General features: G+C 57.5%; 27 protein-coding genes. 21 read left to right on the top strand and 6 right to left on the bottom strand.

The features are described 5' to 3' along the window. Nucleotides 1–10: 10 nt before the first annotated feature. Nucleotides 11–1,231 carry an MFS transporter gene (locus E5161_RS06590; protein ID WP_136776898.1) on the bottom strand — a complete coding sequence of 407 codons (1,221 nt, stop codon included), beginning with the start codon at nucleotides 1,229–1,231 and terminating at the stop codon, nucleotides 11–13. A 208-nt stretch (nucleotides 1,232–1,439) separates the two neighbouring features. On the opposite strand from E5161_RS06590, the gene hemE reads away from it, so the two are divergent. The 12 genes from hemE (at nucleotide 1,440) to E5161_RS06530 (ending at nucleotide 12,569) form a co-directional block, all read left to right on the top strand. Continuing rightward, nucleotides 1,440–2,495 (top strand): uroporphyrinogen decarboxylase, encoded by a 1,056-nt coding sequence (gene hemE / locus E5161_RS06585; protein ID WP_136776897.1) that lies wholly within the window; start codon nucleotides 1,440–1,442, stop codon nucleotides 2,493–2,495. Further along, nucleotides 2,495–3,436, top strand: a complete 942-nt coding sequence (gene hemH / locus E5161_RS06580) for a ferrochelatase (RefSeq protein WP_136776896.1) — start codon at nucleotides 2,495–2,497, stop codon at nucleotides 3,434–3,436. The genes hemE and hemH overlap by 1 nt, the downstream gene beginning before the upstream one ends. Continuing rightward, nucleotides 3,433–4,878 carry a protoporphyrinogen oxidase gene (gene hemG, locus E5161_RS06575; RefSeq protein ID WP_136776895.1) on the top strand — a complete coding sequence of 482 codons (1,446 nt, stop codon included), beginning with the start codon at nucleotides 3,433–3,435 and terminating at the stop codon, nucleotides 4,876–4,878. The genes hemH and hemG overlap by 4 nt, the downstream gene beginning before the upstream one ends. 112 nt (nucleotides 4,879–4,990) lie before the next feature. Next, nucleotides 4,991–5,602, top strand: coding sequence for a molybdenum cofactor guanylyltransferase (gene mobA / locus E5161_RS06570; RefSeq protein ID WP_169306589.1), 612 nt, complete (start codon nucleotides 4,991–4,993; stop codon nucleotides 5,600–5,602). A gap of 17 nt (nucleotides 5,603–5,619) precedes the next feature. Then, nucleotides 5,620–6,888: a molybdopterin molybdotransferase MoeA gene (locus tag E5161_RS06565; RefSeq protein ID WP_136776893.1), complete on the top strand. Its 1,269-nt coding sequence runs from the start codon at nucleotides 5,620–5,622 to the stop codon at nucleotides 6,886–6,888. Further along, a complete protein-coding gene (mobB, locus tag E5161_RS06560; protein WP_136776892.1) occupies nucleotides 6,885–7,394 on the top strand; it encodes a molybdopterin-guanine dinucleotide biosynthesis protein B in 510 nt (169 codons plus the stop codon). The genes E5161_RS06565 and mobB overlap by 4 nt, the downstream gene beginning before the upstream one ends. Nucleotides 7,395–7,422: 28 nt before the next feature. Further along, nucleotides 7,423–7,749 carry an ArsR/SmtB family transcription factor gene (locus E5161_RS06555; protein WP_136776891.1) on the top strand — a complete coding sequence of 109 codons (327 nt, stop codon included), beginning with the start codon at nucleotides 7,423–7,425 and terminating at the stop codon, nucleotides 7,747–7,749. Between the two features lie 94 nt (nucleotides 7,750–7,843). Further along, nucleotides 7,844–9,559: a SulP family inorganic anion transporter gene (locus E5161_RS06550; RefSeq protein ID WP_136776890.1), complete on the top strand. Its 1,716-nt coding sequence runs from the start codon at nucleotides 7,844–7,846 to the stop codon at nucleotides 9,557–9,559. A 91-nt stretch (nucleotides 9,560–9,650) separates the two neighbouring features. Beyond that, nucleotides 9,651–10,883: a CapA family protein gene (locus tag E5161_RS06545; RefSeq protein ID WP_136776889.1), complete on the top strand. Its 1,233-nt coding sequence runs from the start codon at nucleotides 9,651–9,653 to the stop codon at nucleotides 10,881–10,883. Beyond that, nucleotides 10,867–11,712: a glycerophosphodiester phosphodiesterase gene (locus tag E5161_RS06540; protein WP_246042120.1), complete on the top strand. Its 846-nt coding sequence runs from the start codon at nucleotides 10,867–10,869 to the stop codon at nucleotides 11,710–11,712. The genes E5161_RS06545 and E5161_RS06540 overlap by 17 nt, the downstream gene beginning before the upstream one ends. Nucleotides 11,713–11,719: 7 nt before the next feature. Beyond that, the gene (locus tag E5161_RS06535) at nucleotides 11,720–12,346 is read left to right on the top strand and encodes a fumarylacetoacetate hydrolase family protein (RefSeq protein ID WP_246042119.1); all 627 of its coding nucleotides are present in this window, start codon (nucleotides 11,720–11,722) and stop codon (nucleotides 12,344–12,346) included. A gap of 37 nt (nucleotides 12,347–12,383) precedes the next feature. After that, nucleotides 12,384–12,569, top strand: a complete 186-nt coding sequence (locus E5161_RS06530) for a DUF6954 family protein (RefSeq protein ID WP_136776887.1) — start codon at nucleotides 12,384–12,386, stop codon at nucleotides 12,567–12,569. 71 nt (nucleotides 12,570–12,640) lie between these two features. Here the strand turns inward: E5161_RS06530 and E5161_RS06525 are convergent, their stop codons facing one another. After that, nucleotides 12,641–13,972 (bottom strand): TrkH family potassium uptake protein, encoded by a 1,332-nt coding sequence (locus tag E5161_RS06525; RefSeq protein ID WP_246042118.1) that lies wholly within the window; start codon nucleotides 13,970–13,972, stop codon nucleotides 12,641–12,643. A gap of 111 nt (nucleotides 13,973–14,083) precedes the next feature. Between E5161_RS06525 and E5161_RS06520 the strand changes: the two genes are divergently transcribed. Next, complete coding sequence (locus E5161_RS06520) at nucleotides 14,084–14,587, top strand: DNA-deoxyinosine glycosylase (protein ID WP_136776886.1); 504 nt, start codon at nucleotides 14,084–14,086, stop codon at nucleotides 14,585–14,587. Between the two features lie 66 nt (nucleotides 14,588–14,653). On the opposite strand, the gene pepF is transcribed toward E5161_RS06520, so the two are convergent. The 3 genes from pepF to E5161_RS06510 all read right to left on the bottom strand — a co-directional run bounded on the left by pepF (nucleotide 14,654) and on the right by E5161_RS06510 (nucleotide 17,117). Then, on the bottom strand, nucleotides 14,654–16,450 hold the full coding sequence (gene pepF, locus E5161_RS06515) for an oligoendopeptidase F (RefSeq protein ID WP_136776976.1): 1,797 nt from the start codon (nucleotides 16,448–16,450) through the stop codon (nucleotides 14,654–14,656). 225 nt (nucleotides 16,451–16,675) lie between these two features. Continuing rightward, a complete protein-coding gene (locus tag E5161_RS20705; protein WP_169306588.1) occupies nucleotides 16,676–16,852 on the bottom strand; it encodes a hypothetical protein in 177 nt (58 codons plus the stop codon). Nucleotides 16,853–16,883: 31 nt separating this feature from the next. Continuing rightward, nucleotides 16,884–17,117 (bottom strand): hypothetical protein, encoded by a 234-nt coding sequence (locus E5161_RS06510; protein ID WP_136776885.1) that lies wholly within the window; start codon nucleotides 17,115–17,117, stop codon nucleotides 16,884–16,886. A 258-nt stretch (nucleotides 17,118–17,375) separates the two neighbouring features. Between E5161_RS06510 and E5161_RS06505 the strand changes: the two genes are divergently transcribed. Further along, nucleotides 17,376–17,573 (top strand): cold shock domain-containing protein, encoded by a 198-nt coding sequence (locus tag E5161_RS06505; RefSeq protein WP_027091239.1) that lies wholly within the window; start codon nucleotides 17,376–17,378, stop codon nucleotides 17,571–17,573. Nucleotides 17,574–17,754: 181 nt separating this feature from the next. After that, nucleotides 17,755–18,279, top strand: a complete 525-nt coding sequence (locus E5161_RS06500; RefSeq protein WP_169306587.1) for a YebC/PmpR family DNA-binding transcriptional regulator — start codon at nucleotides 17,755–17,757, stop codon at nucleotides 18,277–18,279. A 628-nt stretch (nucleotides 18,280–18,907) separates the two neighbouring features. On the opposite strand, the gene mnmA is transcribed toward E5161_RS06500, so the two are convergent. Next, complete coding sequence (mnmA, locus tag E5161_RS06495; RefSeq protein ID WP_136776883.1) at nucleotides 18,908–20,041, bottom strand: tRNA 2-thiouridine(34) synthase MnmA; 1,134 nt, start codon at nucleotides 20,039–20,041, stop codon at nucleotides 18,908–18,910. A gap of 238 nt (nucleotides 20,042–20,279) precedes the next feature. On the opposite strand from mnmA, the gene cymR reads away from it, so the two are divergent. The 6 genes from cymR to alaS all read left to right on the top strand — a co-directional run bounded on the left by cymR (nucleotide 20,280) and on the right by alaS (nucleotide 26,875). Beyond that, nucleotides 20,280–20,696, top strand: coding sequence for a cysteine metabolism transcriptional regulator CymR (cymR, locus tag E5161_RS06490; RefSeq protein ID WP_136776882.1), 417 nt, complete (start codon nucleotides 20,280–20,282; stop codon nucleotides 20,694–20,696). Between the two features lie 14 nt (nucleotides 20,697–20,710). Further along, the gene (locus E5161_RS06485; protein WP_136776881.1) at nucleotides 20,711–21,862 is read left to right on the top strand and encodes a cysteine desulfurase family protein; all 1,152 of its coding nucleotides are present in this window, start codon (nucleotides 20,711–20,713) and stop codon (nucleotides 21,860–21,862) included. Between the two features lie 28 nt (nucleotides 21,863–21,890). Beyond that, nucleotides 21,891–22,430, top strand: a complete 540-nt coding sequence (locus tag E5161_RS06480) for a PRC-barrel domain-containing protein (protein WP_136776880.1) — start codon at nucleotides 21,891–21,893, stop codon at nucleotides 22,428–22,430. Between the two features lie 6 nt (nucleotides 22,431–22,436). Next, the gene (locus E5161_RS06475) at nucleotides 22,437–22,643 is read left to right on the top strand and encodes a hypothetical protein (RefSeq protein WP_136776879.1); all 207 of its coding nucleotides are present in this window, start codon (nucleotides 22,437–22,439) and stop codon (nucleotides 22,641–22,643) included. A 167-nt stretch (nucleotides 22,644–22,810) separates the two neighbouring features. Continuing rightward, complete coding sequence (locus E5161_RS06470; RefSeq protein ID WP_136776878.1) at nucleotides 22,811–23,881, top strand: AI-2E family transporter; 1,071 nt, start codon at nucleotides 22,811–22,813, stop codon at nucleotides 23,879–23,881. A 360-nt stretch (nucleotides 23,882–24,241) separates the two neighbouring features. Continuing rightward, nucleotides 24,242–26,875, top strand: a complete 2,634-nt coding sequence (gene alaS / locus E5161_RS06465) for an alanine--tRNA ligase (RefSeq protein ID WP_136776975.1) — start codon at nucleotides 24,242–24,244, stop codon at nucleotides 26,873–26,875. Nucleotides 26,876–26,926 lie beyond the last annotated feature (51 nt).

Here is a 26,926-nt window from a genome sequence, read left to right as displayed (position 1 = left end):
CGGCTTACGTTTACGCCAGCCGTCGGCCGGCGTTCGGGCTCGCCGCTCTCCGAAGAGCGGTGAACGTCCACACGGCGTTGGCCAAGAGCAGCACCGCCGACAGGAGGAACAAGCCCTCGATGCCGAACGGTCCGGACAATAAGCCGCCGACGACCGGCCCCAGCATGTTGCCGAGGCTCATTGCGCTTGAGTTAAATCCGAACGCGCGGCTCTCCATGCCGTCCGGCGTATTCGCGCGTAGCAGGGAGTTCACGGTCGGAATCAAGCCGCCCATGAAGCAGCCGAGCAAAAAGCGGTACACGAGCAATTCGCCGACCGAAGTGGAGAACGCCTGCGGTACGAACATGACCGCCGAGCCCGCGAGCGAGATGATCAGAATCGTCTTCGCCCCGATCCGATCGCCCAGCCAGCCCAGCAGCGGCGAAAACAGCATGTTGGACAAGCCGGTGACCGCTCCGACCAATCCTGCCCAGAACGCCAAATTGTGCGTCGTCCCATGCAGCTTCTCTACATACAGTGGCATCAGCGCCATCGGGCTGAGCATCGCAAACTGGATGAGCAGCGTGATCGTGAGAAGCACGGGAATTTGCCGAATGACGATGAGCTCCTGAAAGCCCTTGATGATGCTGACCTGCGGCGCCTTCGCAGCCGCGCTGCGGTCGAACTTTTCTTTCACCATCACCCAGGACAGCACCGAAGCGAGGAACATGAGCGTGCCGGTGATATAGAAGATCGGACGAAAGCCGAACGTATCGGCCATCATCCCTCCGAGCAGCGGGCCGAGAATGACGCCGGCCGTTCCTCCCGATTGCAGCGTGCCCATGGCAAAGCCCATGCGCTCCTTGGGCGTGGAGGCGGACACGAGCGATACGGCCGCGGGCTGAAAGCCGGATATGACGCCGTTGAGCATGCGAAGCGCCAGCAGGTGCCAGGCGGTCGTCGCGAATCCCATCAGCACCATGACGAACGCCATGCCGAAGCCCGAGCGCAGCAGCATAATTTTGCGGCCGTACCGGTCGGACAGCCTTCCCCAGATCGGTTGAAACAGGAATGATGTGGCAAAATTCGCTGCGAAAATAAGACCGGCCCATACGCCGATCTCGTGCTCATTCGTCAGTCCGAGATCGGTTTTTAAATAAAGCGCCAAAAACGGGGTAATCATCGTCATGCCCGACATGACCAGAAAATTGCCGAACCATAGAACGGCCAGATTCACTTTCCAACGCTGCATCGATCTCCATCCTCCAGTCCGTCCTAACCATGTAAAGCCAAGTATACCACAAAGCCCCGTCTCGCTTGGCTTTTGTCCTTCGTTTCCTGCGCCGAATGTCATGCAATTGTCATACTCCGGCACGCCGGCCAGGTTGTGGGCGGTTCGGATAAAGGGCATAATGGAAACAAAGAAAGTCAAATCATGACAACTCAAAAGAGGAAACCGAATGCCTTATAACGACCGTTTTTTACGCGCTTGCCGGAAGCAGCCCGTCGACCGGGTGCCCGTCTGGTACATGCGCCAAGCCGGTAGATACGATCCCGACTACCGAAAGATTAAAGAAAAATATTCGCTGCTCGAAATCTGCCGCCAGCCCGAGCTGGCGGCAGAAGTCACGATGTTGCCGGTGCGCAAGCTCGGCGTCGATGCGGCCATCCTCTATTCCGACATCATGAATCCCGTCGCTTCGATCGGCATCGACTTCGATATCGTCAAAGATATCGGACCCGTGATCCATAACCCGGTTCGCTCCGCGGCGGACGTCGACAGGCTGAAGCCGATCGACGTGGAAGGGGATTTGTCCCATGTCCTGGAGACCATCGCGATCTTGGACCGGGAGCTCGAGGTGCCGCTGATCACATTTGCCGGTGCGCCTTTCACACTGGCAAGCTATATCGTGGAGGGCAGGCCGACCAAATCGTACCTGAACACGAAAACCCTTATGTACGGCGAGCCCGCCATATGGCACCGGCTGATGGGCAAGTTGGCCGACATGGCCGCGGTCTATTTGCGCGCTCATGTAAAGGCGGGCTCCAAAGCGGTACAGCTGTTCGACAGCTGGGTCGGCTCGCTGGCGCCACATGATTTTCGCGAGTATGTGCTGCCTCACGTGGAGAGCATTTTCGAGCAGCTCGCGGATCTCGAGATTCCGAAAATTTATTTCCCCGGCGTCAGCTCGGGAGAACTGTTAACGTCATTGACCGGCATCCGCGCGGACGTAATCGGGCTTGATTGGCGCGTCGGATTGAGCGACGGACGGGTCCGGACGGGCGGGCGTTTCGCCATCCAGGGCAATCTGGATCCGTACATGCTGACAGCGCCAGAGACCGTCATTCGCGAGCAGGCTCGCCGCCTGCTGGACGAAGGGATGCAGGAGCCCGGATTTATTTTTAACCTCGGACACGGATTGTACCCGGAAGCTTCGCTGGAGAAGCTGCGGGATTTGACGGCATTCATACATGCATATTCTTCCGAAAGGCTCAAGCCGGAGGTGAAGTCTTGATGGCGGCTGAGGGAAAACCGGTCGGCGTACTGGTCATGTCTTACGGGACGCCGGAAAGCATGGAAACGATCGAAGCCTACTATACGCACATCCGCCGGGGCCACCCGCCCACGGAGGAGCGGCTTGCGGATTTGACCGGCCGGTATAAGTCCATCGTCGGCGGCGTATTTCCGCTGCGCGAGAACACGAACCGCCAAGTGGCGGCCTTGCAGCGGACGCTGGATGAGCTTGCCGGAGCGGGCGCATTTGTGTGTTACCAGGGGCTCAAACATGCACCTCCTTTCATCGAAGACGGTGTTGCCGCGATGGCGGCGGACGGGATTAAGGAAGCCGTCGGTATCGTGCTGACGCCTCAGTACTCGTCCATGAGCGTGGGCGGCTATATCAATCGCGCGCAAGAGGAAGCGGACAAGCGCGGCGTGAAGATGTCGTTCGTCAAGCAATATCATTTGCATCCGCAGCTCATTGACGCGCTGTCCCGGCGTGTGGTGAGCGCATTGGACCGGTTCGGCGACCGCCGTTCGGAGGTCATGGTGCTGTTCAGCGCGCACAGTTTGCCGGCAAAAATTGTGGAAATGCGCGATCCTTATCCGGATCAACTGCTTGAAACTTCCCGGGCCGTCGCGAAAGGCGCTGGCGTGGAACGCTGGCAGTTCACCTGGCAGAGCGCGGGACAGACGGGACAGCCTTGGCTGGGCCCGGATATTCTCGAGACGCTCGACCGGCTGGCGGCGGAAGAGGTGAAGGCCGTGCTGGTGACGCCGGTCGGTTTCGTGTCGGATCACCTTGAGGTACTGTACGACATCGATCTCGAAGCCAAGCGGCATGCGGCGGATCTGGGCATGAAGCTCGAAAGAATCGACATGCTGAACGACGATCCGCAGTACATGGCAGTGCTGGCTGAGTCCGTTATGGCGGCACGTAAGGAGGCCGGGGAATGAAAACGGTATCTGTAAGGAAAGCAGCGGTATTGGGAGGCGGCATCACCGGCCTCACAGCCACTTTTTATTTATATCGCCTGGCCGCAGAGCGGGGAGAACGCATCGAAGTGACGTTGTATGAAGGCGCCGCCAGGCTCGGCGGAAGAGTGAACACGCTGCGCCGAGACGGGTTCGTGATCGAGCGGGGACCGGATTCGTTCCTGGCGCGCAAGCTGCCGATGGTCCGGCTCGCCGAGGAACTGGGGCTGGACGGGCTCCTTGTTGGGACGAATCCGGAGGCGAAAAAAACATACATTGCGCGCGACGGAGTGCTTCATCCGATGCCTGCGGGGTTGAACCTCGGCGTCCCGACGAATGCCGAAGCGTTTCTCCAGACCGGGTTGTTGTCCGAGGAGGGGAAGCGGCGGGCGCTGCAGGAAACGGAAATTCCCGCATCCGCCGGCGACGGGGATGAAACAGTCGGCCATTTCCTCGAGCGGCGTTTCGGCCGGGAAATGGTGCAGCGCATCTTCGAACCGCTGCTGGCCGGCATTCATGCCGGTGATTTGTATGGCCTCGGCTTGGAGGCGACGTTCCCGCAATTCCGGGAGCTGGAACGAGAGTACGGCAGCCTGATTCGCGGCATGCGGGAGAAGAGCAAAGCGGCCGCTCCGGCCGAGGCGGCGGCTGCCGCAGCCAGATCGGTAGGCTCAGCGTTTCTTACGTTCCGCACCGGCTTGTCCACGGTGGTGGAAGCTTTAGAATCCCGGCTGCGCGAATACGGGTGTGAGATTCGGACAAGTGTCCGGGTTACGGCACTCGACAAAGCGGACGGCGCGTTAGGCCGCTACACGTTGCGGACGGATCGGGGCGACGAGGAACAGGCGGACGCCGTCATTGTGGCGCTTCCCGCATCCGGTATCGCCGAACTGTTGGCGCCGCATGTCGATGTGTCGGCCATGACGAATATCCGCTACGTGTCGGTAGCGAACGTCGTTTTCGGCTACGATGCGGCCGGATTCGGTCAGCCTTTGGACGGCTCCGGTTTTCTGGTGCCGCGCGGGGAAGGCCGTCTCATTACGGCCAGCACATGGACATCGTCGAAATGGCTGCATACCGCGCCGGAAGGCAAGCGCCTCATTCGCTGTTACGTCGGGCGGGCCGGAGACGAAGCCGGCGTCGAGCTGTCCGACGACGAGATGACGGCCGGTGTGCGGCGCGATTTGCGCGACCTGATCGATTTGGACGCCGAGCCGGCGTTTGTGGAAATTACGAGACTTCGCCGCTCGATGCCCCAATATCCGGTCGGACACCGGGATGCGGTATCGGCATTCCTGGACCCTATACAGACCTCGCTGCCCGGTGTCGTCACCGCGGGCCAGCCGTTCGGCGGCGTCGGCCTGCCCGACTGCGTCGCACAAGGCCGGGCCGCGGCGGAACAATTGCTGGAAAAGCTCGAATAGCGGCTTTACGCCCTTCACCTCAATCGGACAAGCCTGTCGGCTTGTCCGATTTTGTCATGCTCGCCGACATGCTACAATGGACAAAAAAGAAATGTATCCGGAGGGACGGCCCATGGACGTATCGGCGGTGATTTTGGCGGGCGGCTTGGGCCGGCGGATGGGCGGCCGCAATAAGGCGCTTCTATCGCTGGGAGAGGATCGTTTCATCGACCGGCAGATCCGTGTTTGCAAAGGTTGGACGAGCGACGTGGTGATCGTGACGAACGATGACGGATTTGCTCGTGAAGTGAGGCAGCGATATGAGGTAACCGTCGTCGCGGACCGCTATGCGGGACAAGGCCCGCTGGCCGGCCTGCAAGCAGGCGTCGCGGCTGTGTCCGGCCGCTGCGCCTGGGTGCTCGGCTGCGATCAGCCGCTGCCGAACGTCGACGCGGCGGGCTTATTATACGAACGGATGCTGCAACATGGGACGATGGCGGCATTGCCGGTCATCGAAGGCCTGCCTCAGCCGCTCCATGCCTTGTATCGGAAAGAGGCCTCAGTGGCAGCGGAAGAGATGCTGCGTCAAGGTGAACGCCGGCTCCTGTCGTTGCTGGACCGGATTTCCTGGATCGGCGTAGGCGCGGACGATTTTGAGCACAACGGAATTCCGATCCTTTTCGCCGAAGATGTGGACACTCCCGAAGATTATGAACGGATATGCCGTAAACCCGCCCCATCATGAAGAAGGAGCCAGCCGACATGACTTCTATGGACTCTCATCGTTTCCACCGTCAAGCGGTGTCTCCCGACGAAGCGCGTTCACGCATTCTCCAGCACGTTCGTCCGCTCGGTGCGGAAACCGTTCCGCTCGGAGAAGCCCTCGGCCGCAGCTCCGCCGAAGCGGCGGCCGCATCGCATCCGTTTCCGCCTTATCGTCGTTCGGCGATGGACGGCTACGCCGTCCGCGCCATGGACTTGCCGGACGGAGCCCAGCATGAGCCGGCGGTGCTGGAGGTGCTCGAATCGCTGCCGGCCGGCGAGGTGCCGAAGCGTGTCGTCGGCACCGGACAGGCATCCCGCATCATGACCGGCGCGATGCTGCCTGAAGGCGCGGACACCGTCGTCATGCTGGAAGTGACGGAGACCGAACGAATAAACGGCCGGGAATACGTCCGGATCCGCAAGCCGGTGGCCGAAGGCCGCAATGTGGCGGACATCGGCGGAGAGTTTCAGCCTGGCGACGAACTGTTCCCTACGGGCCGTGTGATCGGCGCCGGCGAAGTCGCACTGGCCGCCGCATTCGGTCACGCCAATCTCCAGGTCATCCGCCGACCGCGCGTAGCCATATTGTCGACAGGCAGCGAGCTACTCTCGGTCGACGAGCCGCTCCGTCCCGGTAAAATCCGCAACAGCAACGCCGTCATGCTCGCCGCGCTCCTCCGGGAAGCCGGCGCCGAACCGGTCCTGCTGGGTCATGCGGCGGACGATGCCGACCGCGCGGAACGCATAATCCGGGGAGCGCTGGCCGAGTGTGATATGACCATTACGACCGGCGGCATCTCCGTCGGCGACCAAGATATTCTCGTGGACATTCTCGCCCGGTGGGAAGGTACCACGTTGTTCAATAAAGTCGCGATGCGCCCGGGCAGCCCGACCACGGCGGCCGTGCTGAACGGGAAGCTGCTGCTGGCGCTGTCCGGCAATCCGGGCGCCAGTTTCGTCGGCTTCCACCTCTTTGCCGTGCCGGCGATCCGCACGATGCTTTGTGCCGAACCGCAGCCCGTCACGATCGAAGCCCGGCTGGCGGAGCCTTTTACGAAAGTGAACGCATTCCCCCGATTCATCCGTGCCCGAACGGAATTCCGGGATGCCGAGATATGGGTCCGGCCGACCGGCGCCGATCAATCCAGCCTGATGAAAACGATCGTCGACGCCGACTGCCTGCTGGTGCTTCCGCCGCTTAAGCAGGGAATAGGGGAAGGGGAGCGGGTAACGGCCATCTTGTTGAAACAGGGAGTGTCGCGATGAAAGTGCTTCAAGTCGTCGGCTATAAAGATGCGGGAAAAACGACACTCGTTTCCGAAATCGTTCGGGAGCTGTCTTCGAGAGGGCTTCTGGTAGGAACGGTGAAACATAACGCACACGACCACGAGCCCGATATCCCGGGAACCGATACGTGGAAACACCGGGAAGCCGGAGCCCACGCCACCGCGATGGTCAGCGAGACCCGCACGCTATGGCGGAGGGAGGTTTCCACTCCGCTGCCCGATCTGATCGCGGCCATGCAATCCGCCGACATGAATGCGGTGATCGTGGAAGGTTTTAAACAATCCTCTTATCCGAAGCTCGTTCTGCTGCGCGGAGACGAGGACGTCGAATTATTGAAGCTGCCGGGCGTAATGGCAGCCGTCATGCAACAATCCGCCACGGAAGCGGAAAGTATGGCGCAGCGCGCCGGTATTCCCGTATTCCGCACGGACAATCGTCAGTTTGATTCCATACTCCGTTTCGTCGCGGATTGGTGTATGATGTAACTTAGCAAACGGATTAGGAGACTTGTCGATGAATCATGAATTGCAGCAGTTCAAAGCGAATTTTTTTAAAGCACTCGCACATCCGATGCGCATCCGGATTTTGGAAGTGCTATCCGAAGGAGACCGCACCGTGAACGAGCTCCAGTCGATTCTCGGCTCCGAAGGCTCCGGCGTTTCGCAGCAGTTAGCCGTTCTGCGGGCCAAAAATGTCGTGTACGGCACGAAATCCGGCACCTCCGTCGTTTACTCGCTGCGGGATCCGCTGATTAAAGATCTGCTGAAAGTGGCGAAGCAAATTTTTGACAACCACCTGGTGGACGCCATTTCGCTGCTCGAAACGATGAGAAAAGAATAAAACAGGGAATTCCCGCCGTTGACAGTCAGGTTCAAGGGGCATATTCTTTTTTATATATTCAAAAAATCAAATATATAAAAAAGAAGGAATATGCATGAAACCTCGGGGCAGATTTGCCGGATACGACACCCTTTCTTTACGCAGGGATCTTGTGTCGGGCGTGGTGGTCGGCATTATCGCCATCCCGCTGGGCATGGCATTCGCAATCGCGGCAGGCGTTGATCCGCGTTACGGGCTCTACACCTCAATTATCGCGGGATTTCTTATCTCGCTCCTGGGAGGCTCCCGTTTTCAAATCGGCGGCCCGACGGGCGCTTTCGTTCCGATCTTGCTGGCGATCGTCCTGCAATACGGGTATCAAGATCTGCTCATTGCCGGATTTTTGGCCGGCATTCTCCTCGTTCTCATGGGCTTGTTCCGGGTCGGGGGCTTGATCCGGTATATTCCGCGTCCGGTAACGGTCGGCTTCACCGCGGGGATTGCGGTCATTATTTTTTTCGGGCAAATCCCAAATTTTCTAGGACTTCGCGGTATTGAAAAGCACGAGAGCTTTATCGAAAACGTGAAAGAATTGCTGGTCCACATCGGCACCGTCAATGGTTACAGCGTGGCGGTGGCGCTTATCGGCTTGGCCGCCATGCTCGCCGCGTCCCGCTGGCGGCCCCGGCTTCCTTCCTCACTGATCGGGCTTGCCGCTTCCGGGTTGGCGGCGGTCTTGTGGTTCCACGGCCGGGTCGCGACGATCGGATCCGCTTACGGCGGCATTCCCCGGGAACTGCCGGGAATCGCGCTGCCCGACTTCAATTGGGCGCATATCACCCATCTTCTGTATCCGGCATTCATGATCGCGATGCTCGGCGGGATCGAATCCCTGCTCTCGGCCGTAGTCGCCGACCGAATGAGCGGAGACCGTCACAACAGCAATCGGGAGCTGATCGGACAAGGAATCGCCAACATGGTGACCCCCTTGTTCGGCGGAATTCCGGCAACGGGTGCGATCGCCCGCACGGCGGCCAATATTCGGTCGGGCGCTTCCGGCCCGGTATCCGGCATGATCCACAGCGCGGCCGTACTGCTCGTTTTGCTTCTTTTGGCTCCGCTTGCTTCGGGCATTCCGTTGGCGGGCATGGCGCCGATTCTGATGATCGTTGCGTGGAACATGAGCGACCGGAAAGAATTCGCCAAAGTGATGAAGTCCAAATCGGGCGATTCCCTGGTACTCGTCCTTACGTTTTTGCTGACCGTATTCACGGATTTAACGACGGCCGTCTTGGCCGGTCTTGCGGCGGCGATGCTGCTGTTTGTCATTAAAACGGGAGGTGCCGTCTCCGTCTCCAAGGTGCTGCCCGATCACGCGGTTTCCCGCGGGAAGGTCACTCCGAACCCCGTCCATCAGGGCCGCAACTGTCCGCAGGTACAAATATACACGGTGGACGGCTCGCTCTTTTTCGGTACGGCCTCCCGTTACCAGCAGACGATCCGGGAAGCGGTCCGCCGGCAGCCGAAAGTTTTGCTTCTCCGGATGGGGAAGGTTCCGTTCATGGATACGACGGCGGAGCAATTTTTGGCGGAGACGGTCAAAGAAGTGAAGAAATATGGTGGACTCGTGCTGATTTCCGGCATTCATCATCTTCCCTATCATATGATGAACCGCTCGGGGCTGCTGGAAGAGATCGGGCCGCAGCATGTGTTCGAGCATACCGGGCAAGCGATCCATTTTGCCTTAACCCGCTTGGAGAAGTCGCAATGCGTGGGCTGTACCCAATATGTGTTTCATGAATGTACGGCTTTAAGCCGCGCGCAAGGTTAAACGGGAATAATCAAGGAGAGGACGGTGATTTTTCGCCGTCCTCTTATGGTATAATGACGGGCAGGAGAAGAAACCGGAGGTACTTTTATCCATGTCCTATTCCCGTTCGGAAACACACCGGGATCGAAAATCCCGTTCCCAACGCCGAATCCGCCGTTTGATTGCTCTCAATTCGATATTGCTCGTTGCGGTCGCCATTGTAGTCGTCTGGCTTTTTGTCGGCTCGAATCCGAAACAAAGCGGATTGGAAGCGGACGCCGCATCGGCACCTCCTTCCAAGGCGGCACACACCCCTGCGTCGCCAGCCGCAAAGCCTTCGCCCCCTGTGGAATCACCGGCACCGTCCGCATCCGCCGGTACGGGGGCCGACAGTGAATTCACTCCCGTGAAGCTTGCTTTTGTCGGCGATATATTGCCTGCGGCCAGCGTGGCCCAGTTAATGAAAAAGAACGGCTACGATTATCCTTACCGGGAGGCGCAAAGCCTGCTGCAGGCGGCGGATATCACCGCGGGCAACTTGGAGGCGCCGATTACGGGCCGGGGTACGCCTGCCGGAAACAAGCAATATTTGTTCCGAGGCCCGGCTGAGGCTCTTCCGGCTTTGAAGGATGCCGGCTTTGACGTCTTCACGCTCGCCAACAACCATACGTTGGATTACGGCTGGGTCGGGCTGCAGGATACGATGGACGCGCTCAACGACCACGGTCTCAAGCATGTCGGCGCCGGTACCGACGCAACCGAAGCCTATACCCCCGTTTACATGGAATCCAAAGGTATAACCGTAGCATACATCGGCATTTCGCGCGTGCTGCCCGAACCATCTTGGAAGGCGGCCGCCCGTCACCCCGGAGTAGCGGACGGCTACAATCCGGCGGGAGCGGAGAAAGCGATTCGCGACGCCAAGAAAAACGCCGACCTCGTGGTCGTTCTCGTCCATTGGGGAATTGAACGGGCAGATCAGCCGAACAAGGACCAGAAGGAACTCGGTCATCGTCTGATCGACGCCGGCGCCGATCTCGTCGTCGGCAGCCATCCGCATGTGCTGCAAGGCTTCGAGTTTTACAAAAACAAATGGATCGCCTATAGCTTGGGGAATTTCGTGTTCAACACGACCGCGAGCCCGAAAACTTCCGAGACGGGGATCCTAACCGCGGCATGCTCCAAGACCGGCAGCTGCTCGCTTGAATTTCAACCGATGAAGGCTGTTAATTCGCAGCCGGCGCCTTTAACGGGGCAAGCCGCCAAGGAGCTGTTAGCCCGGCTGTCCTCGTTATCTACGGCTGCCGTATTTAAGGAGAACGGTCAACTTGTGGCAAAGCATTAAGTACGGATCTAAACGTTTGTGGGACCGCCGGAAACGTTGGCTGAGAGAGAAGGGGTTGTACATAGTGCCGATGACCGAGTTGGAACGCATGTCGCTGCACCCTTGCGTGGCGCATAGAGGGTGGTCCGGTCGCGCGCCGGAAAATACGCTGGCCGCCTTCCGGCTGGCCATGAGCGAACCGGCGGTTCAGTGGATCGAGCTGGACGTTCATCTCTCGCAGGATGAGGTGCCGGTTGTCATTCACGATCCCACGCTCAAAAGAACGACGGGAAGACCCGGGCGGGTATCGCAATTCACTGCCGCACAGCTGGGGGAAATGGACGCCGGAAGCTGGTTCGGTCCCGAATATGCCGGTGAAGGCATTCCATCGCTCGACGAAGTGTTGGCCATTACGGCCGGACGATGCCGCCTGAATGTAGAGATTAAGGGAGAAGACAGCCCTCCGGCGCTGGTTGCCGCCCGAACGCTGGATGTCATCCGTTCCCGGGGCATGGAGCACGACGTCGTCATCACCTCGTTTCATCCTGAGGTGCTGGTAGCCGTCAAGTCGCTGGATCCGCAATTTCCGATCGGCCTTATCATCGACGACAATCCGCCGGGACTCATTCAAACGCTGAAAAGCCTGGGCGCCGGATTCCTGTCGATCGGCTTCCGTCATTTGACCCGCGACCTGCTGGCACAGGCGGGGGAAGCCGGCATCGCAGTGATGGCATGGACGGTGAACCAACCGGCGGATCTGAAACGACTGGCGGACAGGCCTGAGCCGATCATGATCTGCACCAACTACCCGGATCGCTGGCTGGCGGCCGTGAAACAACAGGAGGCTTAATCACATCGTGGACATTCGTAACGTTTATTGTGTCGGACGCAACTACCGGCTTCACGCTGCTGAGCTCGGCAACGAAGTGCCGGCCTCTCCGATGATTTTCATGAAACCGTCGCACGCAGCGGTTTCATTGGACAACGCTCGTCTTCCCGTTACCGGATCGCAAGGGGACGTCCATTTCGAGATGGAGCTTGTGTTTTATGTCGCCCGTCCTTTCGAAAGCGGAATTTCCCCTGACGACTTATTCTCCCATATGACGGTAGGACTCGATCTCACGCTGCGCGGCGTGCAGGACGTGCTGAAAGCCAAAGGACATCCGTGGCTTCCCGCCAAAGGGTTCCGGAACTCCGCGCCTTTGGGACGATGGCTTCCGTTTTCCGGGATGTCCACGCTGGATCAAGCCGACTTTACCCTTCTTTTGAACGGTGTGGAAGCACAGCGGGGAAATGCCGGCGATATGGTGTTCGGCCTGCGCGAATTGGCCGAGTTTGTCGGGGAACGCTACGGACTCGGCGCGGGCGATGTGCTCTTCACAGGTACGCCGGCAGGGGTCGGATCTCTGAAGGACGGAGACCGCTTCGAACTCAGATGGGACGGGCAAACGATCGGAAGCGGACAAGTAAGCTTGGAAGTTTAAACCGACATGCTCCGGCATGGAGGCGGGAGGGGTTCCGGTGTACAAACTGCTCCTTCACATCGGTTTTGTGCTTCTGTATAACTTGGTCATTTTCTTTGGCCTGGGACCGGTACTCATAGCGGACGGTTCCAGCGCCGAACGGCTGTCCACGCTGGCCGTCGTCATCCTGATCATTGCCGGATTAGCTGCCGTACATCGCATACTGAACCGGCTCGTGAAATAACGCACCTTCCGCAACCAACCGAAAAACGCAGCCACACGCTCGTGAGGCTGCGTTTCCCATTTTCGCTGCGTTTAACCGAGAATAATTTTGCCCTCCGGGTAGCGGTAAAGCTCTTTACGGGTTTTACTCCGTAAGGCCATCGCAATCGTGAACGGTCCGAGCCGGCCGGCAATCATGAGCAGGATGATGACCGTTTTGCCGAAGCCGCCCAAATGCTGCGTCACGCCTGCGCTAAACCCGGTGGTGCCGAATGCCGAAGTCGTTTCGAACAGCACGCTTAAAAACGGTTGATTTTCGACCAAGCACAGTGCCATGGTGGCGGATCCGACCAAAAACAACGCGATGAATGTAACCGTGATCGCCTTGTAAACCAGATCTTTCGAGATACGGCTGCGGAACAGATCGACGTCTTCCTTGCCCCGGATCATCGCCAGAACGGCGGCTGCCATAATCGCGAACGTCGTCACTTTGATCCCGCCGCCCGTTGAGCCGGGAGCGGCGCCGATGAACATCATGATCACCATGAAAAATTGGGTGGCCTGCCTGAGCGATTCGATATTCACGGTACTTGTGCCGGAGGAGCGGAGGCTGGTGGATTGGAAAAACGAAGCCAACAGTTTATGTCCGTCGTTCAAAGCCCCCATCGACAGCTCGTTTGTGTATTCGAATATGAAAATAACAACGCCTCCGAGGACCAACAGCAAGCCGGAGAAGGAGAGCACCACTTTACTGTGAAGGGACAGCTTTCGGCTGGCCGGATAATCGATCAAATCGGAGAGCACGATAAAACCTGCGCTTCCGAGAAAGATCAAGACCATGGCCACCGTGTTAAAAAAATAGTCCCCGACGTAAGAAGAAAGGCCGCCGAACAAATCAAAGCCGGCGTTGTTAAATATCGATACCGCATGAAAGAGCCCATGGTAAAGCGCTTTTCCCGCAGGCATGTCCGCCATCCAGTGAACCGCGAACAGCAACGTTCCGGCGGCCTCAATGACCAGCGAATAAAAGAACACTTTTCGGATCAGCCGGACGATGCCTTCGGTACTTTGAAAATTAAACGATTCTTTCAGAATCAACCGCTCTTTGAACGAGATTTTTTTGCCGAAAGCGAGCGCGAACCAAGTCGTCATGGTCATGAAACCGATTCCGCCGGCCTGAATCAAAACCAGGAGCACAAGTTGACCGAACAAAGAGAAATGCCGGCCCGTGTCGGCCACGACCAAACCCGTCACGGTTGCGGCGGACGTCGCCGTAAACAAGGCATCGTGAAAGCTCAGCGAACGGCCTTCGGTCACGGAAATCGGCAGCCATAACAGCAAGGCGCCGACGGCGATTAACAGCGCAAAGCCGGACACCAGTACCTGTTGAGGCGATCTCGCGGATAGATAGGAACGATTTTTCACATCGAACAACCCGTTTCTGCAAGTGAGATGATTGGATAAACCCATTGTAGCATCAAAAAAGCGCGAAAAGCATTTTTCGATCTTTTCCATCGACCGAAGGGAGGGCCGCTTATGATCGTTCATTCGTTTCCGCCCGTCATCGACGAAAATTCCAAGCTGCTCATCCTGGGAAGCATGCCGGGGGTCGTCTCGCTGCGGGCTCATCAATATTATGGGCATCCGCGCAATTATTTTTGGCCGATTCTCTATGAGGTGTTCGAACACCGAGCACCGGACACCGAATACGAGAGGAGGCTGGCCTTCGCATTATCGCACCAGGTTGCGCTCTGGGATTCGATCGCGGCCTGCGAGCGGGAGGGCAGCCTGGACGCCGATATCAAAGACGTCGTGCCCAACGAAATTCCTGCGCTTCTCCGGCGGTTTCCGCAGGTGGAAACCATCGTGTGCAACGGCGGCAAATCGTTCGCGGAATTGAACAAGCATCACGGCAAAACGCACGAAATACAGAGCCGTACCGTGATCAAGCTGCCGTCGACAAGCCCGGTGCCGACCGCGCAATATCGCGGGTTACAGGATCGCCTGGCCGTCTGGAAGGTTATCGAAACGCTTGTCTAGTACGCAAAAAAGCCCCGCGAGCACCTGCAAGCCAGTATGGCGCAGGTACCGCGGGGCTTTCAAATTTTACTTGGCTGCGGTCAGTTGCTCCATTTGTTCGAGTAAGCTCTCGAACACGCTCATCGCTTGCCGGATCGGCTCGGGAGAAGACATGTCGACGCCGGCTTTTTTCAGGATGTTAATGGAGTAGTCGCTGCCTCCGCTCTTCAGGAAGCCGAGATAGCGCTCGACGGCCGGCGCCCCTTCGTCGAGGATTTGCTTCGCAAAGCTTGTGGCCGCCGAAAATCCCGTCGAGTACTTATACACATAGAAGCTGGTGTAAAAGTGCGGGATCCGCGCCCATTCCATCTCGATGTCCTTGTCGACGACCATGCCGGGTCCGTAGTATTGGACATTGAGGTCGTAGTAAATCTTCGACAGCTCTTGCGGGGTCAAGGCTTCACCTTGCTCCGTCTTCTCATGGACGATTTTCTCGAACTCCGCAAACATCGTTTGCCGGAACAAGGTGGTGCGGAACTGGTCGGCATAGTAGGTCAGCAGGTACATCTTTTCTTTCGGATCGGTCGACTTTTTGAGCAAATAATCCATGAGCAGCGCCTCGTTCAGCGTGGACGCCACCTCAGCCAGGAAGATCGTATACTGAGCATCCCGGTACGGATTGTTTTCGTCGGAGTAGTAGGAATGCAGAGCATGGCCCATTTCATGCGCCAAGGTGAACATGCTGTTCAGGTTCTCCTTGTGGTTCAGCAGCACGTAGGGATGCGTACCGTACGCGCCCCAGCTGTAGGCTCCGCTTCGTTTGCCTTCGTTCTCATACACGTCGATCCAGCCATTGTTGAAACCTTCCTGCAGCGCTTTGCGATAGTCGTCGCCAAGAGGGGACAGGCTGTCATAGACGGTTTTCTTGGCATCCTCGTAAGTGATGTCCATATCGAATTCTTCCACGAGCGGGGCGAACAAGTCGTACATATGGAGTTCATCGAGCTTCAGCAGCTTTTTGCGCAGGTCCATATAACGGTGCATCAGCGGCAAAAACTCGTGGACGGTGGAGATCAGGTTTTCATAAACGGACTTCGGAATATTGTCCCCGTACAGCGCCATTTCGAGGGCGGACGGATATTTCCGGGCTTTGGCGTAAAAAAGGTTTTTCGTGATGTTGGCGTTGAGCGTTGCCCCCAGGGTGTTCTTCCACTTCGCGTACGTGTCGTACATCGCTTTGAAAGCGTCCCGGCGCACATCCCGTTTGCGGCTTTCGAGGAATTGAATATAGCGGCCGTGAGAGAGCTCCACTTCTTCGCCTTGTTCGTTTTTGACCTTCGGGAATTTCAGGTCGGCGTTGTTCATCATGCCGAAAATGGTGCTGGGCCCTTGCGATACACTGCCGACTTGCGCGAGAAGCGCTTCTTCGTTTTTGGACAAAATATGCGGCTTTTGCCGGAGCATTTCTTCCAGCGTACGTTTATACTTCTCGAGGCCGGGGGCGGCAATCAGCTTTTTTAGTTCCTCTTCCGAGAGACTGAGAATTTCGGGCGTGATGAAGGACAGCGCCTGGTTCACTTCCACGCTGAGTTTTTTGGATTTTTCGGACAGCGCCTGATACATCGGTTCTGCGGTATCTTCGTGGTGCCGGAGGTTGGCGAAAACGTACAGACGCTCGGTTAGAAGGGACAAATCGTCCTCCATAGCGAAGCATTCGGCGATCGTATCCTGATCCTTCAGCTTACCTTCGAATTTGGCGATTTCACCGAGTTTGCGTTTCAGTTGCTGATACTCTTCATCCCAGGCGGCTTGGTTCGGGTAAAGATCTTCGATCCGCCATACGCTTTCTTTCGGAGCTTCGCTTCGTTTCGGCAGGTTACTCATATGAGTGAATTCCCTCCTCGGCAATATAGGTCGGGCAGCTTCGGCGGTCGCGGCGCGCATCGAGGCGGCTTCGGCCGGCGGCTTCCCGGTGGTGCACAGCAAAGACAACGCCGCCAAGGCGGCGGCGAGCGGCAGGACTGGCGCTTTCATGAGGACAGCCTCCGGCTTGAAGGAAATGGTTGCCGGATTAGTATGTCCCTGCCTATGGGTTGCTAACAGCGGGTATCAGGTACCCGCGGTATACAAGCTGTATACGATGAGAAAAAACGCGAAAGCAATGAGCGCGATCGAGACGATGGCCAGGCTTCGTCTCAGCTGCGGCGGGATTTTTTCACGCATGAAGATCAACACGGCGCCCAATGCGAACGCGGCAATGATGTAAAGCAAATTGCTGCTCGCCATGTAAAGGGAAAACCTCCTCTGCGGGTGCGGTTCAAATCGAGCGCAGCGTATCCATGACCCGCTGCAGCTCTTCCTCGCCGCCGGGGAAATCTTCGGCGCGGAACCTTTTTTGCGCCCAGTCCATGAGTTCGGGGCGACTGAGGAACTTATGCGTTTCCTCGCCCCACTGATCGGAAATTTCCCGTACGACGAGCGTTTTGCCTTGCACTTCGACCGTCAGCATGTTGTAATTGTCGTGTTTGTAAACCGTATGTTTTTCGAACATGAGCTCTCTCCTGAATTGGCAGGCTCTGCCGTTTTTCTCATCATAGAAGAGATGAGCGAAGAAATCAATGCCGTCACAGGCTGCCCGAAAGGACGCGCGTCGGCAGGCCGAAATCCCCCGGGAGGCGTGCGCCGAGAGGGATAAACCGGCCAGGTGAAAAAGGAAACAAACGGCATCAGATATATTGCAACTTACACCGGATTCGGTTATAATTACCTCATTCGCCGATAAACGGCGAGATTTTAGGAGGTTTTTCATTTGAGAGGAACAGTTAAGTGGTTTAACGCAGAGAAAGGCTACGGCTTCATTTCCGTAGAGAACGGCAACGACGTATTCGTTCACTTCTCTGCTATCCAAGGCGAAGGCTTCAAAACCTTGGAAGAAGGTCAAGCGGTTGAGTTCGAAATCACGCAAGGCAACCGTGGACCGCAAGCATCCAACGTGGTGAAACTGTAAGTCTAGCGAAAGCGACGACTTATTTCATATCACGACACGAACAACGAAGACCCCCGGCGCATGCCGGGGGTCTTCTAAGTTTCGGCTGATGTTGCGGACGCCGCTATGGACCGGTTGCTTGAGCGCATGGAAAAACGGTTATAGCTATCGTAACCTTTCCCGTTTTCGGAGGTGCAGCGTCATGCCGAACGTCGAATATGAAGAGATTCTGTACGAAGGCTTCGGTCCAGGCGGAGTCGCCGTGATGGTCAAGTGCCTGACCGACAACCGGGACAGTACCACGGCCAATATTCATGCCATATTTAACAAATACGGCGGCACATTGGGCGAGTCCGGCAGCGCAGGGCCTCTGTTCGTGCAGAAAGGGTTGCTCGTCATCGCTCGAGAGCATAGGCAGCCCGGCGAAGACGCGGTGGTCATGCATGCGCTCGACGCAGGGGCCGAGGACGTCGTCGTGAACGACGGCAGCTTCCAGGTGCTGACGGCGCCGTCCACTTGCGAGACCGTGAAGGCGGAACTCGAAGAACTGAATTATTCGTTCGAGCGCGCGGAAGTCCGCTGGCTGCCGCAAAACACCGTGGTCGTAGAAGGCCAGTACGCGGACAAACTGCTTAAAATGCTCGATGCTTTAGACAACGACGATCTCGTCCAGGCCGTGTACCACAACTTCCATATCCACGACGAAGTGGTGGCCCGTCTGGGCTGAGAAGTATCACAAATCGCCGCCGCGAAAAGGGCCGTCCCGCCAAATCGTATCGCTTGGTGTAGAACATGCGTGAAGCTCAGGCCGTGTGCTCCTAACGGAGCAGACGGCCTTTACTACTTGTACGCTAGTTCCTTTTAGCCTTATCCCCTTGACTCAGGTCGTCACCACACGGTGTCTCGATCTCCCAGGCTTTTAGCCTTATCCCCTTCACTCAGGCGGAATTATTTGTGCTGGGTAACTGTCAAGAATGACAAGCAGGAAAAGAACACTTAAGTTAGCTGAGCGGACGGGATAAAGGCCAAAGGTAGGGGTTAGGAGAGGCACTTTTATGTAAACTGAGCCAACGGGATAAGGGTCAAAGGCGGGACAGAGGAGAAGGCACACTTATGTAAACTGAGCGGACGGGATAAGGGCTAAAGGTAGGAGTGAGGGGGGGCACTCTTATGTAAACTGAGCCAACGGGATAAGGGCCAAAGGCGGGACAGAGGAGGAGCGCACTTATGTAAACTGAGCGAAAGGGATAACGGTAAAAGGGGGGATAGAGAGGTTGGTCATCCGTTAAATGCGACAGTTGTAAGAAAAGAAAAACAGCGCTCCCGAAAGGAAGCGCTGAGTTGAGCTGTTACCCTCAAACCTTCGAGGCGGCCGGCTCGAGTTTGTGGACTTTGTCGATCGTACCGCCGCCAAGGCAGACGTCACCGTCGTAGAAGACGACGGCTTGACCCGGCGTGACCGCCTTTTGCGGCTGGTCGAAGTCGACGCGGTATTCGCCGTTGCCGAGTGGCGTGAGTGTAACGCCTTGGTCCGGCTGGCGGTAGCGGAATTTCGCCGTGCAGCGAAGCGGTTGATCCGGCTGCGACGGGCTGATCCAATTGACGCCGGTGGCGGTCAAGCCGACGGAGTACAAGCTGGGATGGTGGTCGCCTTGTACGACGTACAAGATGTTGCGCTCCAAATCCTTATCCGCCACGAACCACGGTTCCCCGCTGCCCGAGCCGCCGATGCCGAGCCCCTGACGTTGACCCAGCGTGTAATACATCAGGCCGTCGTGACGACCTTTTACTTCGCCGGACTCAATGTCCACCATGTCGCCCGGTTTGGCGGGCAGGTACTGGCTCAAGAACTGCTTGAAGTTGCGCTCCCCAATGAAGCATACGCCGGTGCTGTCTTTCTTTTTCGCGGTGGCCAGCCCGGCCTCTTCGGCTATGCGGCGCACTTCGGGCTTCGGCAAGTGGCCGATCGGAAACATGGCCCGCGACAATTGTGCCTGGTCCAACTGATGCAGGAAATACGTCTGGTCTTTGTTCCCGTCAACGCCGCGCAGCAGACGATATTCACCGTCTTTCAACTCGACGCGCGCATAGTGGCCCATCGCCACCATATCCGCACCCAGATCCAGCGCCTTTTGCAAAAACTCGCCGAACTTGATTTCACGGTTGCACATGACGTCCGGATTCGGAGTCCGGCCGCGCCGGTATTCCTCGAGGAAATACTCGAACACTTTGTTGTAATACTCTTCTTCGAAGTTCACCGTATAGTAAGGGATCCCGATCTCATCGCAAACGCGCCGTACGTCTTCGGCGTCTTCCTCCGCCGTGCATACGCCGTTCTCGTCGGTATCGTCCCAGTTTTTCATAAACACTCCGATGACGTCAAACCCTTGCCGCTTGAGCAGAAGCGCCGTAACCGAAGAATCGACGCCGCCCGACATGCCCACGACGACGCGTACTTTGGAAGGGTCCGCAAACCGGTTGTCGTCCATCCGTTTAACCTCCTATCCTGCGGTTAAAGGCCGCATGTCCCATTATTTTATCACAAACAGCCGCCGTACTCACCAGATCTCCCCATTCATGAATATGTCAAGTTTTTTTTGACCACAAAGGAAATAGTTGTGTTAACATAGATGTGAACTGGGGGATTCCCCTTTATCAACCGGATGGGCAGACAGTGAAGAGACAGCTACCATTCCGTGCGCAGGCAAGAAAGCGGGTGTTTTACGTTTGAAAATATCGACTAAAGGCCGCTACGGCTTAACGATCATGATGGAACTCGCGGCCAAATTCGGCGAAGGACCGACGTCGCTGAAAAGCATCGCCGAGAAAAACGGGCTTTCCGAGCATTACCTCGAACAATTGATCGCTCCCCTCCGTAACGCCGGGTTGGTGAAAAGCGTCAGGGGCGCTTATGGCGGATATGTGTTATCCAAAGCTCCTGAAGAAATTTCTTCGGGCGATGTCATCCGTATTTTGGAAGGGCCGATCAGTCCGGTCGATTTTACCGAGGAAGACGATCCGGCCAAGCGGGATTTATGGCTTCGAATCCGGGATAGCATCGCGGATGTGCTTGATTCCACCACCTTGTCCGATTTGATCCAATACAAAGGGGAACAAAAAGACAGCTACATGTTTTACATCTAAGTGAGGGTAACGGCATGACCTCTATTTATTTCGACCACGCGGCCACGACCCCGATGCGGGCGGAGGCGATATCCGCTTACGCGGATGCTGCGGGAGCGGGACCGGGCAATCCGTCCAGCCTCCATGCCTTCGGCCGATCGGCCAGAGGACGCGTCACCGCGGCGCGGGATACGCTCGCGCAATTGCTCGGCTGTTCGCCGTCCGAGCTTGTGTTCACGGGCAGCGGCACCGAAAGCGACAATACCGCCCTGTTCGGCGCCGCCCGAGCCCAACGTGCCAAAGGCCGCACGGGAATCGTGACTTCTTCCGTGGAACACCACGCAGTTCTTCACGCTTGCGACAAGCTGAAGGAGGAAGGGTTCCGCATCACGCTGCTTCCGGTTGACGAGACCGGACGGGTTGCGGTCTCCGAAGCGGAGCAAGCGATTGACGATACGACGGCGGTCGTAAGCATCATGGCCGGCAACAATGAGACAGGCACACTTCAGCCTTATGCCGAGATCGCGCAGATCGCCAAAAACCGGGGCGCCGTCATGCACGTCGACGCTGTGCAGGCGTTCGGCTACGAGCCGATCGACTTGCAGAGCGTGCCGGTTGATCTTCTCAGCGTATCGGCTCATAAAATCAACGGTCCGCAAGGCGTCGGGCTGCTGTTCGTCCGCCGGGGGACACCGTTTCAGCCGCTGCTATACGGCGGTAACCAGGAACGCGCGCGCCGCGCCGGAACGGAGAACGTGGCCGGCATCGCGGCTTTCGCTGAAGCGGCGAGACTTTCCGCAGGCGACCTCGACGCGCGTCGAAGCCATGCCGAACAGATTCGGCAAGCGTTCCTGCAAGCGCTCGAAACCGAACTCGGCCGCGACGCGTTCGTGCTGAACGGGAATGCCGTGCACCGGCTGCCGCACATCGCGAATATCAGCTTTCTCGGCCTCAACTCCGAGACGATGCTGATGAACCTGGACCTCGCCGGCGTGGCCGCCTCGGCTGGCTCCGCCTGCACTTCGGGCTCATTGCAGCCGTCACACGTACTTACCGCGATGAACCTGCCCCGCGAAAGGGTGCAATCCGCCATCCGCTTCAGCTTCGGATTGGGCAATACTACAGCCGAAGCGGAAAAAACGGCGAAAATCGTTGCAACCATTTCGGCGCGGCTACGTAATAGATAGCAGGCGCCCGCGATAGGGGGTGCCGGCGATGCTTCAAGTTCAATTGATGATTGGATTGCCCGTTCTGCTGCCGAGCGGCAAGAGAGTGGGCAAAGTGAAAGACGTCTGGCTTGACGAGTTTTGGTCCATGGCAGGCGTCGTGCTCGACAACCGTGTCTGGTTCCGGAAAGCCGTTCAGGCCGTCCACATGCAAGATATTACGACCTGCGGCAAAGACGCCTTGTTGATTCGCGACAGGCAAGCGGTCGTTACGATGCACAAATCCCGGCTGCTACGTTCGTTTCTATGCGGAGCCGTCCGCCTTAAGGACATGCCCGTATTTACGCTGAGCGGACAGCTTTTGGGCCGGGTTTCGGATGTTTATTTTAAAGAATCGCAGGGTACACCATTAGTAGGCTATGAGCTGACGGACGGTTTCCTTGCGGACGTGCTGGAAGGCCGGCGCCGGCTGTTGATGCCGGACGGGCCCGATCACGTCACCATGGGCGAAGACGCCATTTTTGTGCCCGCGTCGTATGATCGGGTGCTGGAGAGAGACCATACGCGGAATGCGGAAAGTGACAGGTGAATACGGATGATGAGATGCCCCAATTGCAACTCCAAAGATATAGGGAAGATCGGTTCCCATCAATTCTATTGCTGGAGCTGCTTTATCGAATTGACGGTAAACGGCGAAAAAATGTCGGTCTACCAAGTAGAAGAAGACGGTACGTTGAGCTCACTGGACGATCTGTTCTTCAGTGAACCGATGGCTCCTCAAGTACAAGTCAACGGAATGTAAGCGGTAATGCTATACCGCTTTGGCGGAACACCCCGGTTTCCCGATGAGGAGAAGCCGGGGTGTTCTTTCGTCTTCGACGGGTTTAACCGGCGGGACAAGTACATATACTGAAAATGGAACGGTGCCGTGGACTGCCAATTCGGCCGCGAACGTCCGGGGGTGGAGGAATGAACCGGTTTGCCCAAAGTCGGCTGTTCGCCGCTCTTGTCTATATCATTCTCGGTTTTACCGCGCTTTACATGCTCTCGCTCGTTCGGCCCATGCTCTTTTCGGTGTACGGATTCTTTAAAGCGGTGCTCGCTCCTTTCGCGATTGCGATGATCATCTCGTATGTGCTGAATCCGGTGGTGAACCTGCTTCATGACCGGAAGGTGCCGCGAACGGCGGCGGTTTTGCTCATTTACGCCGTTTTCATTACGTGCTGCGTCGTCATCCTGATGAACGTCATCCCGATGTTCGTCAAGCAAGTGGATGAGCTGAACGAGCATTTGCCCGAGCTGACCGCACGTGCGCAGCAGCTGGCCGATCGGTTCAACAACCATACGATGCTTCCGCCCAGCGTGCGGGAAGGGATCAACCGTTCCGCAGCCGGCATCGAGAAACAAATTTCCGAGAGAATCGCCCACTTTCTCAACAATATCGGGGCGCTCGTGAACATGTTTTTCATTGCGATGATCGTGCCGTTTCTCGCCTTCTACATGATGAAAGACATGGATGTGTTCGAGCGGGCGGCGCTGCAATACGTACCGAGGGGCAGCCGCAAGCACGTGGTCCGGCTCATGAAGGATATCGACGAAGCGCTCGGCAGTTACATTCGCGGACAGTTCCTCGTGTCGTTCTGTACCGGAATTTTCGCCTATATCGGTTATCTGATCATCGGCATGCCTTATCCTTTGCTGATGGCCGGCTTCGTGGCGTTGTTCGACATTATCCCTTACCTGGGACCGTTTTTCGGTGCGCTGCCGGCGCTCATTATGGCGACAACCATCTCCTGGAAAATGGCGTTGTTCGTCGTGATCGTCAATATGGCCGTTCAAAACCTGGAAAGCAATGTCGTCAGTCCGCAGGTGGTCGGCAAAACGATGAGAATGCATCCGCTGACCATTATTTTCGTGCTATTGGTCGGCGGGGAGCTGGCGGGCGTGGTGGGGATGATTTTGGCGGTTCCTTTTTACGCCGCGTTAAAAGTAATCGTGCAACACGTTTTTGCATATTATGTCAAGCGAAAAACCGTTTGACAGCGTGGAAACCGGCTCGATATAATTGTAGTGCTTGTTCATAGAGCAAATCGATGACGAGACAAGAGTATCCTATAGACCGCGAACCAGAGAGAAGGTTTCGTGCACTGCCGCCGACTCGGCGCCGGACGCACGGCTGAAAGAACCTTCGGCGCGAAGGATAGGAGAAGCCGGTTTCGGAGTGCGGCCGTACAGCCGCCGGATGGGTCCGTTACAGCCCGCTCAAGGAGATCCGCCTGTATTCGTACATAAGGGCGAGATAACCAGGGTGGTACCGCGAAGCTTATTCGTCCCTGACACGTTCAGGGGCGTTTTTTATTGGCGTAAACCATTGAAGGAGGAAGTTTACCGATGAAACCGATGAAAGCAGCCGAGATCCGCGCGAAGTGGCTCGCGTTTTTTGCAAGCAAAAACCATAAAATCGAGCCGAGCGCATCGCTCGTCCCGCACAACGACCCATCCCTGCTTTGGATCAACGCCGGGATGGCGCCGCTGAAGCCGTATTTCGACGGCCGGATCAAACCCGAGAATCCGAGAATCGCCAACTCGCAAAAATGCATCCGCACCAACGATATCGAGAACGTAGGCAAAACGCGCCGGCACCACACGTTTTTCGAAATGCTGGGCAACTTCTCGATCGGCGACTATTTTAAGGAAGAAGCGATCACCTGGGCTTGGGAGTTTCTGACCGGACCCGAGTGGATCGGCTTCGATCCGGATCGTCTGTCCGTGACGATTCATCCGGAAGACGACGAGGCGTTCAAGCTGTGGAACGAGAAAATCGGCATTCCCGCGGAGCGCATTTTCCGGCTGACCGACAACTTCTGGGATATCGGCGAAGGGCCGTGCGGACCGTGTACGGAGATTTTCTACGACCGCGGTGACAAATACGGCGATCTGAGCGATCCCGAGTGCGTACCGGGCGGCGAGAACGAGCGCTTCCTTGAAGTGTGGAACCTCGTATTCACGCAGTTTAACCACAACAAAGACGGCAGCTATACGCCTCTTCCGAACAAGAACATCGATACGGGCGCGGGTCTCGAGCGTTTCGCTTCCATCGTACAGGACGTCGATTCCAACTTCGATACCGATCTGTTTATGCCCTTCATCGAGCGTACATGCGCCATTGCCGGCGTAAAATATAAGCAGCGCGAAGAATATGACGTCGCTTTGAAAGTTATTGCCGATCATATCCGGACGGTGGCATTCTCGGTGGGCGACGGTGTGCTTCCCTCCAATGAAGGACGCGGTTACGTCATCCGCCGCTTGCTGCGCCGTGCCGTACGATACGGGAAAGTGCTCGGCGTCGACCGTCCTTTCCTGTGGGAGCTGACATCCATCGTCGGAGAGATCATGGGCATTTACTACTCGGAAGTGCTGGAGAAGCGCGAATTTATCGAAAAGGTGATCCGGACGGAAGAGGAGCGCTTCCACGAAACGCTGAGCGAAGGCTTGGCGATTTTGGCGGAGCTGTGCGAAAAAGCGCGCGCAGCCGGTGAAAAGGCGATTTCCGGTCCGGATGCGTTTAAATTGTATGATACGTACGGCTTCCCTTTCGACTTGACGGAGGACTACGCGGCGGAGCAGGGCATGACCGTCGACCGCGAAGGCTTCGATGCGGCGATGGAAGAGCAGCGCCAGCGCGCCCGCTCGGCCCGCCACGAGTCGGAGAGCATGAAGGTGCAGGGCGGCGCATTGTCCGATTACACGGTCGAAAGCGAATTTGTCGGCTATGACACGTTGACGGCTGAAGTCCGCGTGCTGGCGATTGTCGCAGACGAGCGCTTTGTGGACGCCGCAGGCGACGATGAGAAGGTGTTGGTCGTGCTGGATCGCACGCCTTTCTATACGGAAAGCGGCGGTCAAGTGAGCGATACGGGTTCCCTGAAGGGCAGCGGAGTGACCGCGACCGTAACCGGCATGAGCAAGGCGCCGCACGGGCAGCCCGTTCATCATGTTGTCGTGACGGCGGGAACGCTGCGTGTAGGCGATACGGTCGCAGCCTCGGTCGAGTCCGCGGAACGGGCGGACATTGTGCGCAACCATACCGCCACCCACTTGCTGCACAAAGCTTTAAAACAAGTGCTCGGCGAGCACGTGAACCAGGCCGGCTCGTTGGTGGAACCGGAGCGCCTGCGCTTTGATTTCTCTCATTTTGGTGCCATTTCTCCTGAGGAACTGGCGGACGTGGAGCGCCGCGTGAACGAGCAAATTTGGCTCGGCACCGAGCTGGATATCGGCTTCAAGCCGATCGCCGAGGCGAAAGCGATGGGCGCAATGGCGCTCTTCGGCGAGAAATACGGCGATATCGTCCGCGTCGTGCGGATCGGCGACTATTCGCTTGAGCTTTGCGGAGGCTGCCATGTGCGGAACACTTCGCAAATCGGTTTGTTCAAGCTCGTCAGCGAGAGCGGCATCGGCTCGGGCGTACGCCGGATCGAAGCGGTGACCGGACGTCATGCCTATGCCTATTTGGATGAGCAGTTCTCGACGTTGAAAACGGCGGCTTCGCTGCTCAAGAGCAATACGGCGGACGTGCCGAAGCGGATCGAGACGGTGCAGGGCGAAGTCCGCCAGCTGCAGCGCGAGGTCGAATCGCTTCAGGCGAAGCTCGGCCGCCTCGAGGCAGCCGAATTGGCCGGCAGTGCGCGATCCGTCGGAGGCGTGACGCTGCTCGCCACCCGGGTGAACGTCGGCGGAATGGATGCGCTGCGCGGTGTCGCCGACGAACTGAAGGCCAAGCTGGGCTCGGCTGTGCTGGCGCTGGGAGCGGTGGACGGCGACAAGGTGAATCTCGTGGCCGCCGTCACGCCGGACCTGACCGCCAAAGGACTGCACGCCGGCAAGCTCATCAAGGAGCTGGCGGCGATTTGCGGCGGAGGCGGCGGCGGCAAGCCTGAGCTGGCTCAGGCGGGCGGGAAAGATCCGGCCAAGCTGGGCGAAGCGCTCGAAGCCGCGGAACGGCTCGTGCTCGCGCAATTGGCGGGTCAATGAAGAAGGATGAACAAAGGGGACAATTTCCTGTCCGGGCGCGAGTGTGGTATG

The organism is Cohnella pontilimi (assembly GCF_005049045.1).
Classification (GTDB): domain Bacteria; phylum Bacillota; class Bacilli; order Paenibacillales; family Paenibacillaceae; genus Cohnella; species Cohnella pontilimi.
This window is presented reverse-complemented; position numbering and strand designations above follow the sequence as displayed.

Excerpts from the sequence above, each read along its gene's own strand:
- E5161_RS06590 (WP_136776898.1), bottom strand. The coding sequence starts at position 1,231 with ATGCAGCGTTGGAAAGTGAATCTGGCCGTTCTATGGTTCGGCAATTTT.
- hemE (WP_136776897.1), top strand. The coding sequence starts at position 1,440 with ATGCCTTATAACGACCGTTTTTTACGCGCTTGCCGGAAGCAGCCCGTC.
- hemH (WP_136776896.1), top strand. The coding sequence starts at position 2,495 with ATGGCGGCTGAGGGAAAACCGGTCGGCGTACTGGTCATGTCTTACGGG.
- hemG (WP_136776895.1), top strand. The coding sequence starts at position 3,433 with ATGAAAACGGTATCTGTAAGGAAAGCAGCGGTATTGGGAGGCGGCATC.
- mobA (WP_169306589.1), top strand. The coding sequence starts at position 4,991 with ATGGACGTATCGGCGGTGATTTTGGCGGGCGGCTTGGGCCGGCGGATG.
- E5161_RS06565 (WP_136776893.1), top strand. The coding sequence starts at position 5,620 with ATGACTTCTATGGACTCTCATCGTTTCCACCGTCAAGCGGTGTCTCCC.
- mobB (WP_136776892.1), top strand. The coding sequence starts at position 6,885 with ATGAAAGTGCTTCAAGTCGTCGGCTATAAAGATGCGGGAAAAACGACA.
- E5161_RS06555 (WP_136776891.1), top strand. The coding sequence starts at position 7,423 with ATGAATCATGAATTGCAGCAGTTCAAAGCGAATTTTTTTAAAGCACTC.
- E5161_RS06550 (WP_136776890.1), top strand. The coding sequence starts at position 7,844 with ATGAAACCTCGGGGCAGATTTGCCGGATACGACACCCTTTCTTTACGC.
- E5161_RS06545 (WP_136776889.1), top strand. The coding sequence starts at position 9,651 with ATGTCCTATTCCCGTTCGGAAACACACCGGGATCGAAAATCCCGTTCC.
- E5161_RS06520 (WP_136776886.1), top strand. The coding sequence starts at position 14,084 with ATGATCGTTCATTCGTTTCCGCCCGTCATCGACGAAAATTCCAAGCTG.
- pepF (WP_136776976.1), bottom strand. The coding sequence starts at position 16,450 with ATGAGTAACCTGCCGAAACGAAGCGAAGCTCCGAAAGAAAGCGTATGG.
- E5161_RS20705 (WP_169306588.1), bottom strand. The coding sequence starts at position 16,852 with ATGGCGAGCAGCAATTTGCTTTACATCATTGCCGCGTTCGCATTGGGC.
- E5161_RS06510 (WP_136776885.1), bottom strand. The coding sequence starts at position 17,117 with ATGTTCGAAAAACATACGGTTTACAAACACGACAATTACAACATGCTG.
- E5161_RS06500 (WP_169306587.1), top strand. The coding sequence starts at position 17,755 with ATGCCGAACGTCGAATATGAAGAGATTCTGTACGAAGGCTTCGGTCCA.
- mnmA (WP_136776883.1), bottom strand. The coding sequence starts at position 20,041 with ATGGACGACAACCGGTTTGCGGACCCTTCCAAAGTACGCGTCGTCGTG.
- E5161_RS06485 (WP_136776881.1), top strand. The coding sequence starts at position 20,711 with ATGACCTCTATTTATTTCGACCACGCGGCCACGACCCCGATGCGGGCG.
- E5161_RS06480 (WP_136776880.1), top strand. The coding sequence starts at position 21,891 with ATGCTTCAAGTTCAATTGATGATTGGATTGCCCGTTCTGCTGCCGAGC.
- E5161_RS06475 (WP_136776879.1), top strand. The coding sequence starts at position 22,437 with ATGATGAGATGCCCCAATTGCAACTCCAAAGATATAGGGAAGATCGGT.
- E5161_RS06470 (WP_136776878.1), top strand. The coding sequence starts at position 22,811 with ATGAACCGGTTTGCCCAAAGTCGGCTGTTCGCCGCTCTTGTCTATATC.
- alaS (WP_136776975.1), top strand. The coding sequence starts at position 24,242 with ATGAAAGCAGCCGAGATCCGCGCGAAGTGGCTCGCGTTTTTTGCAAGC.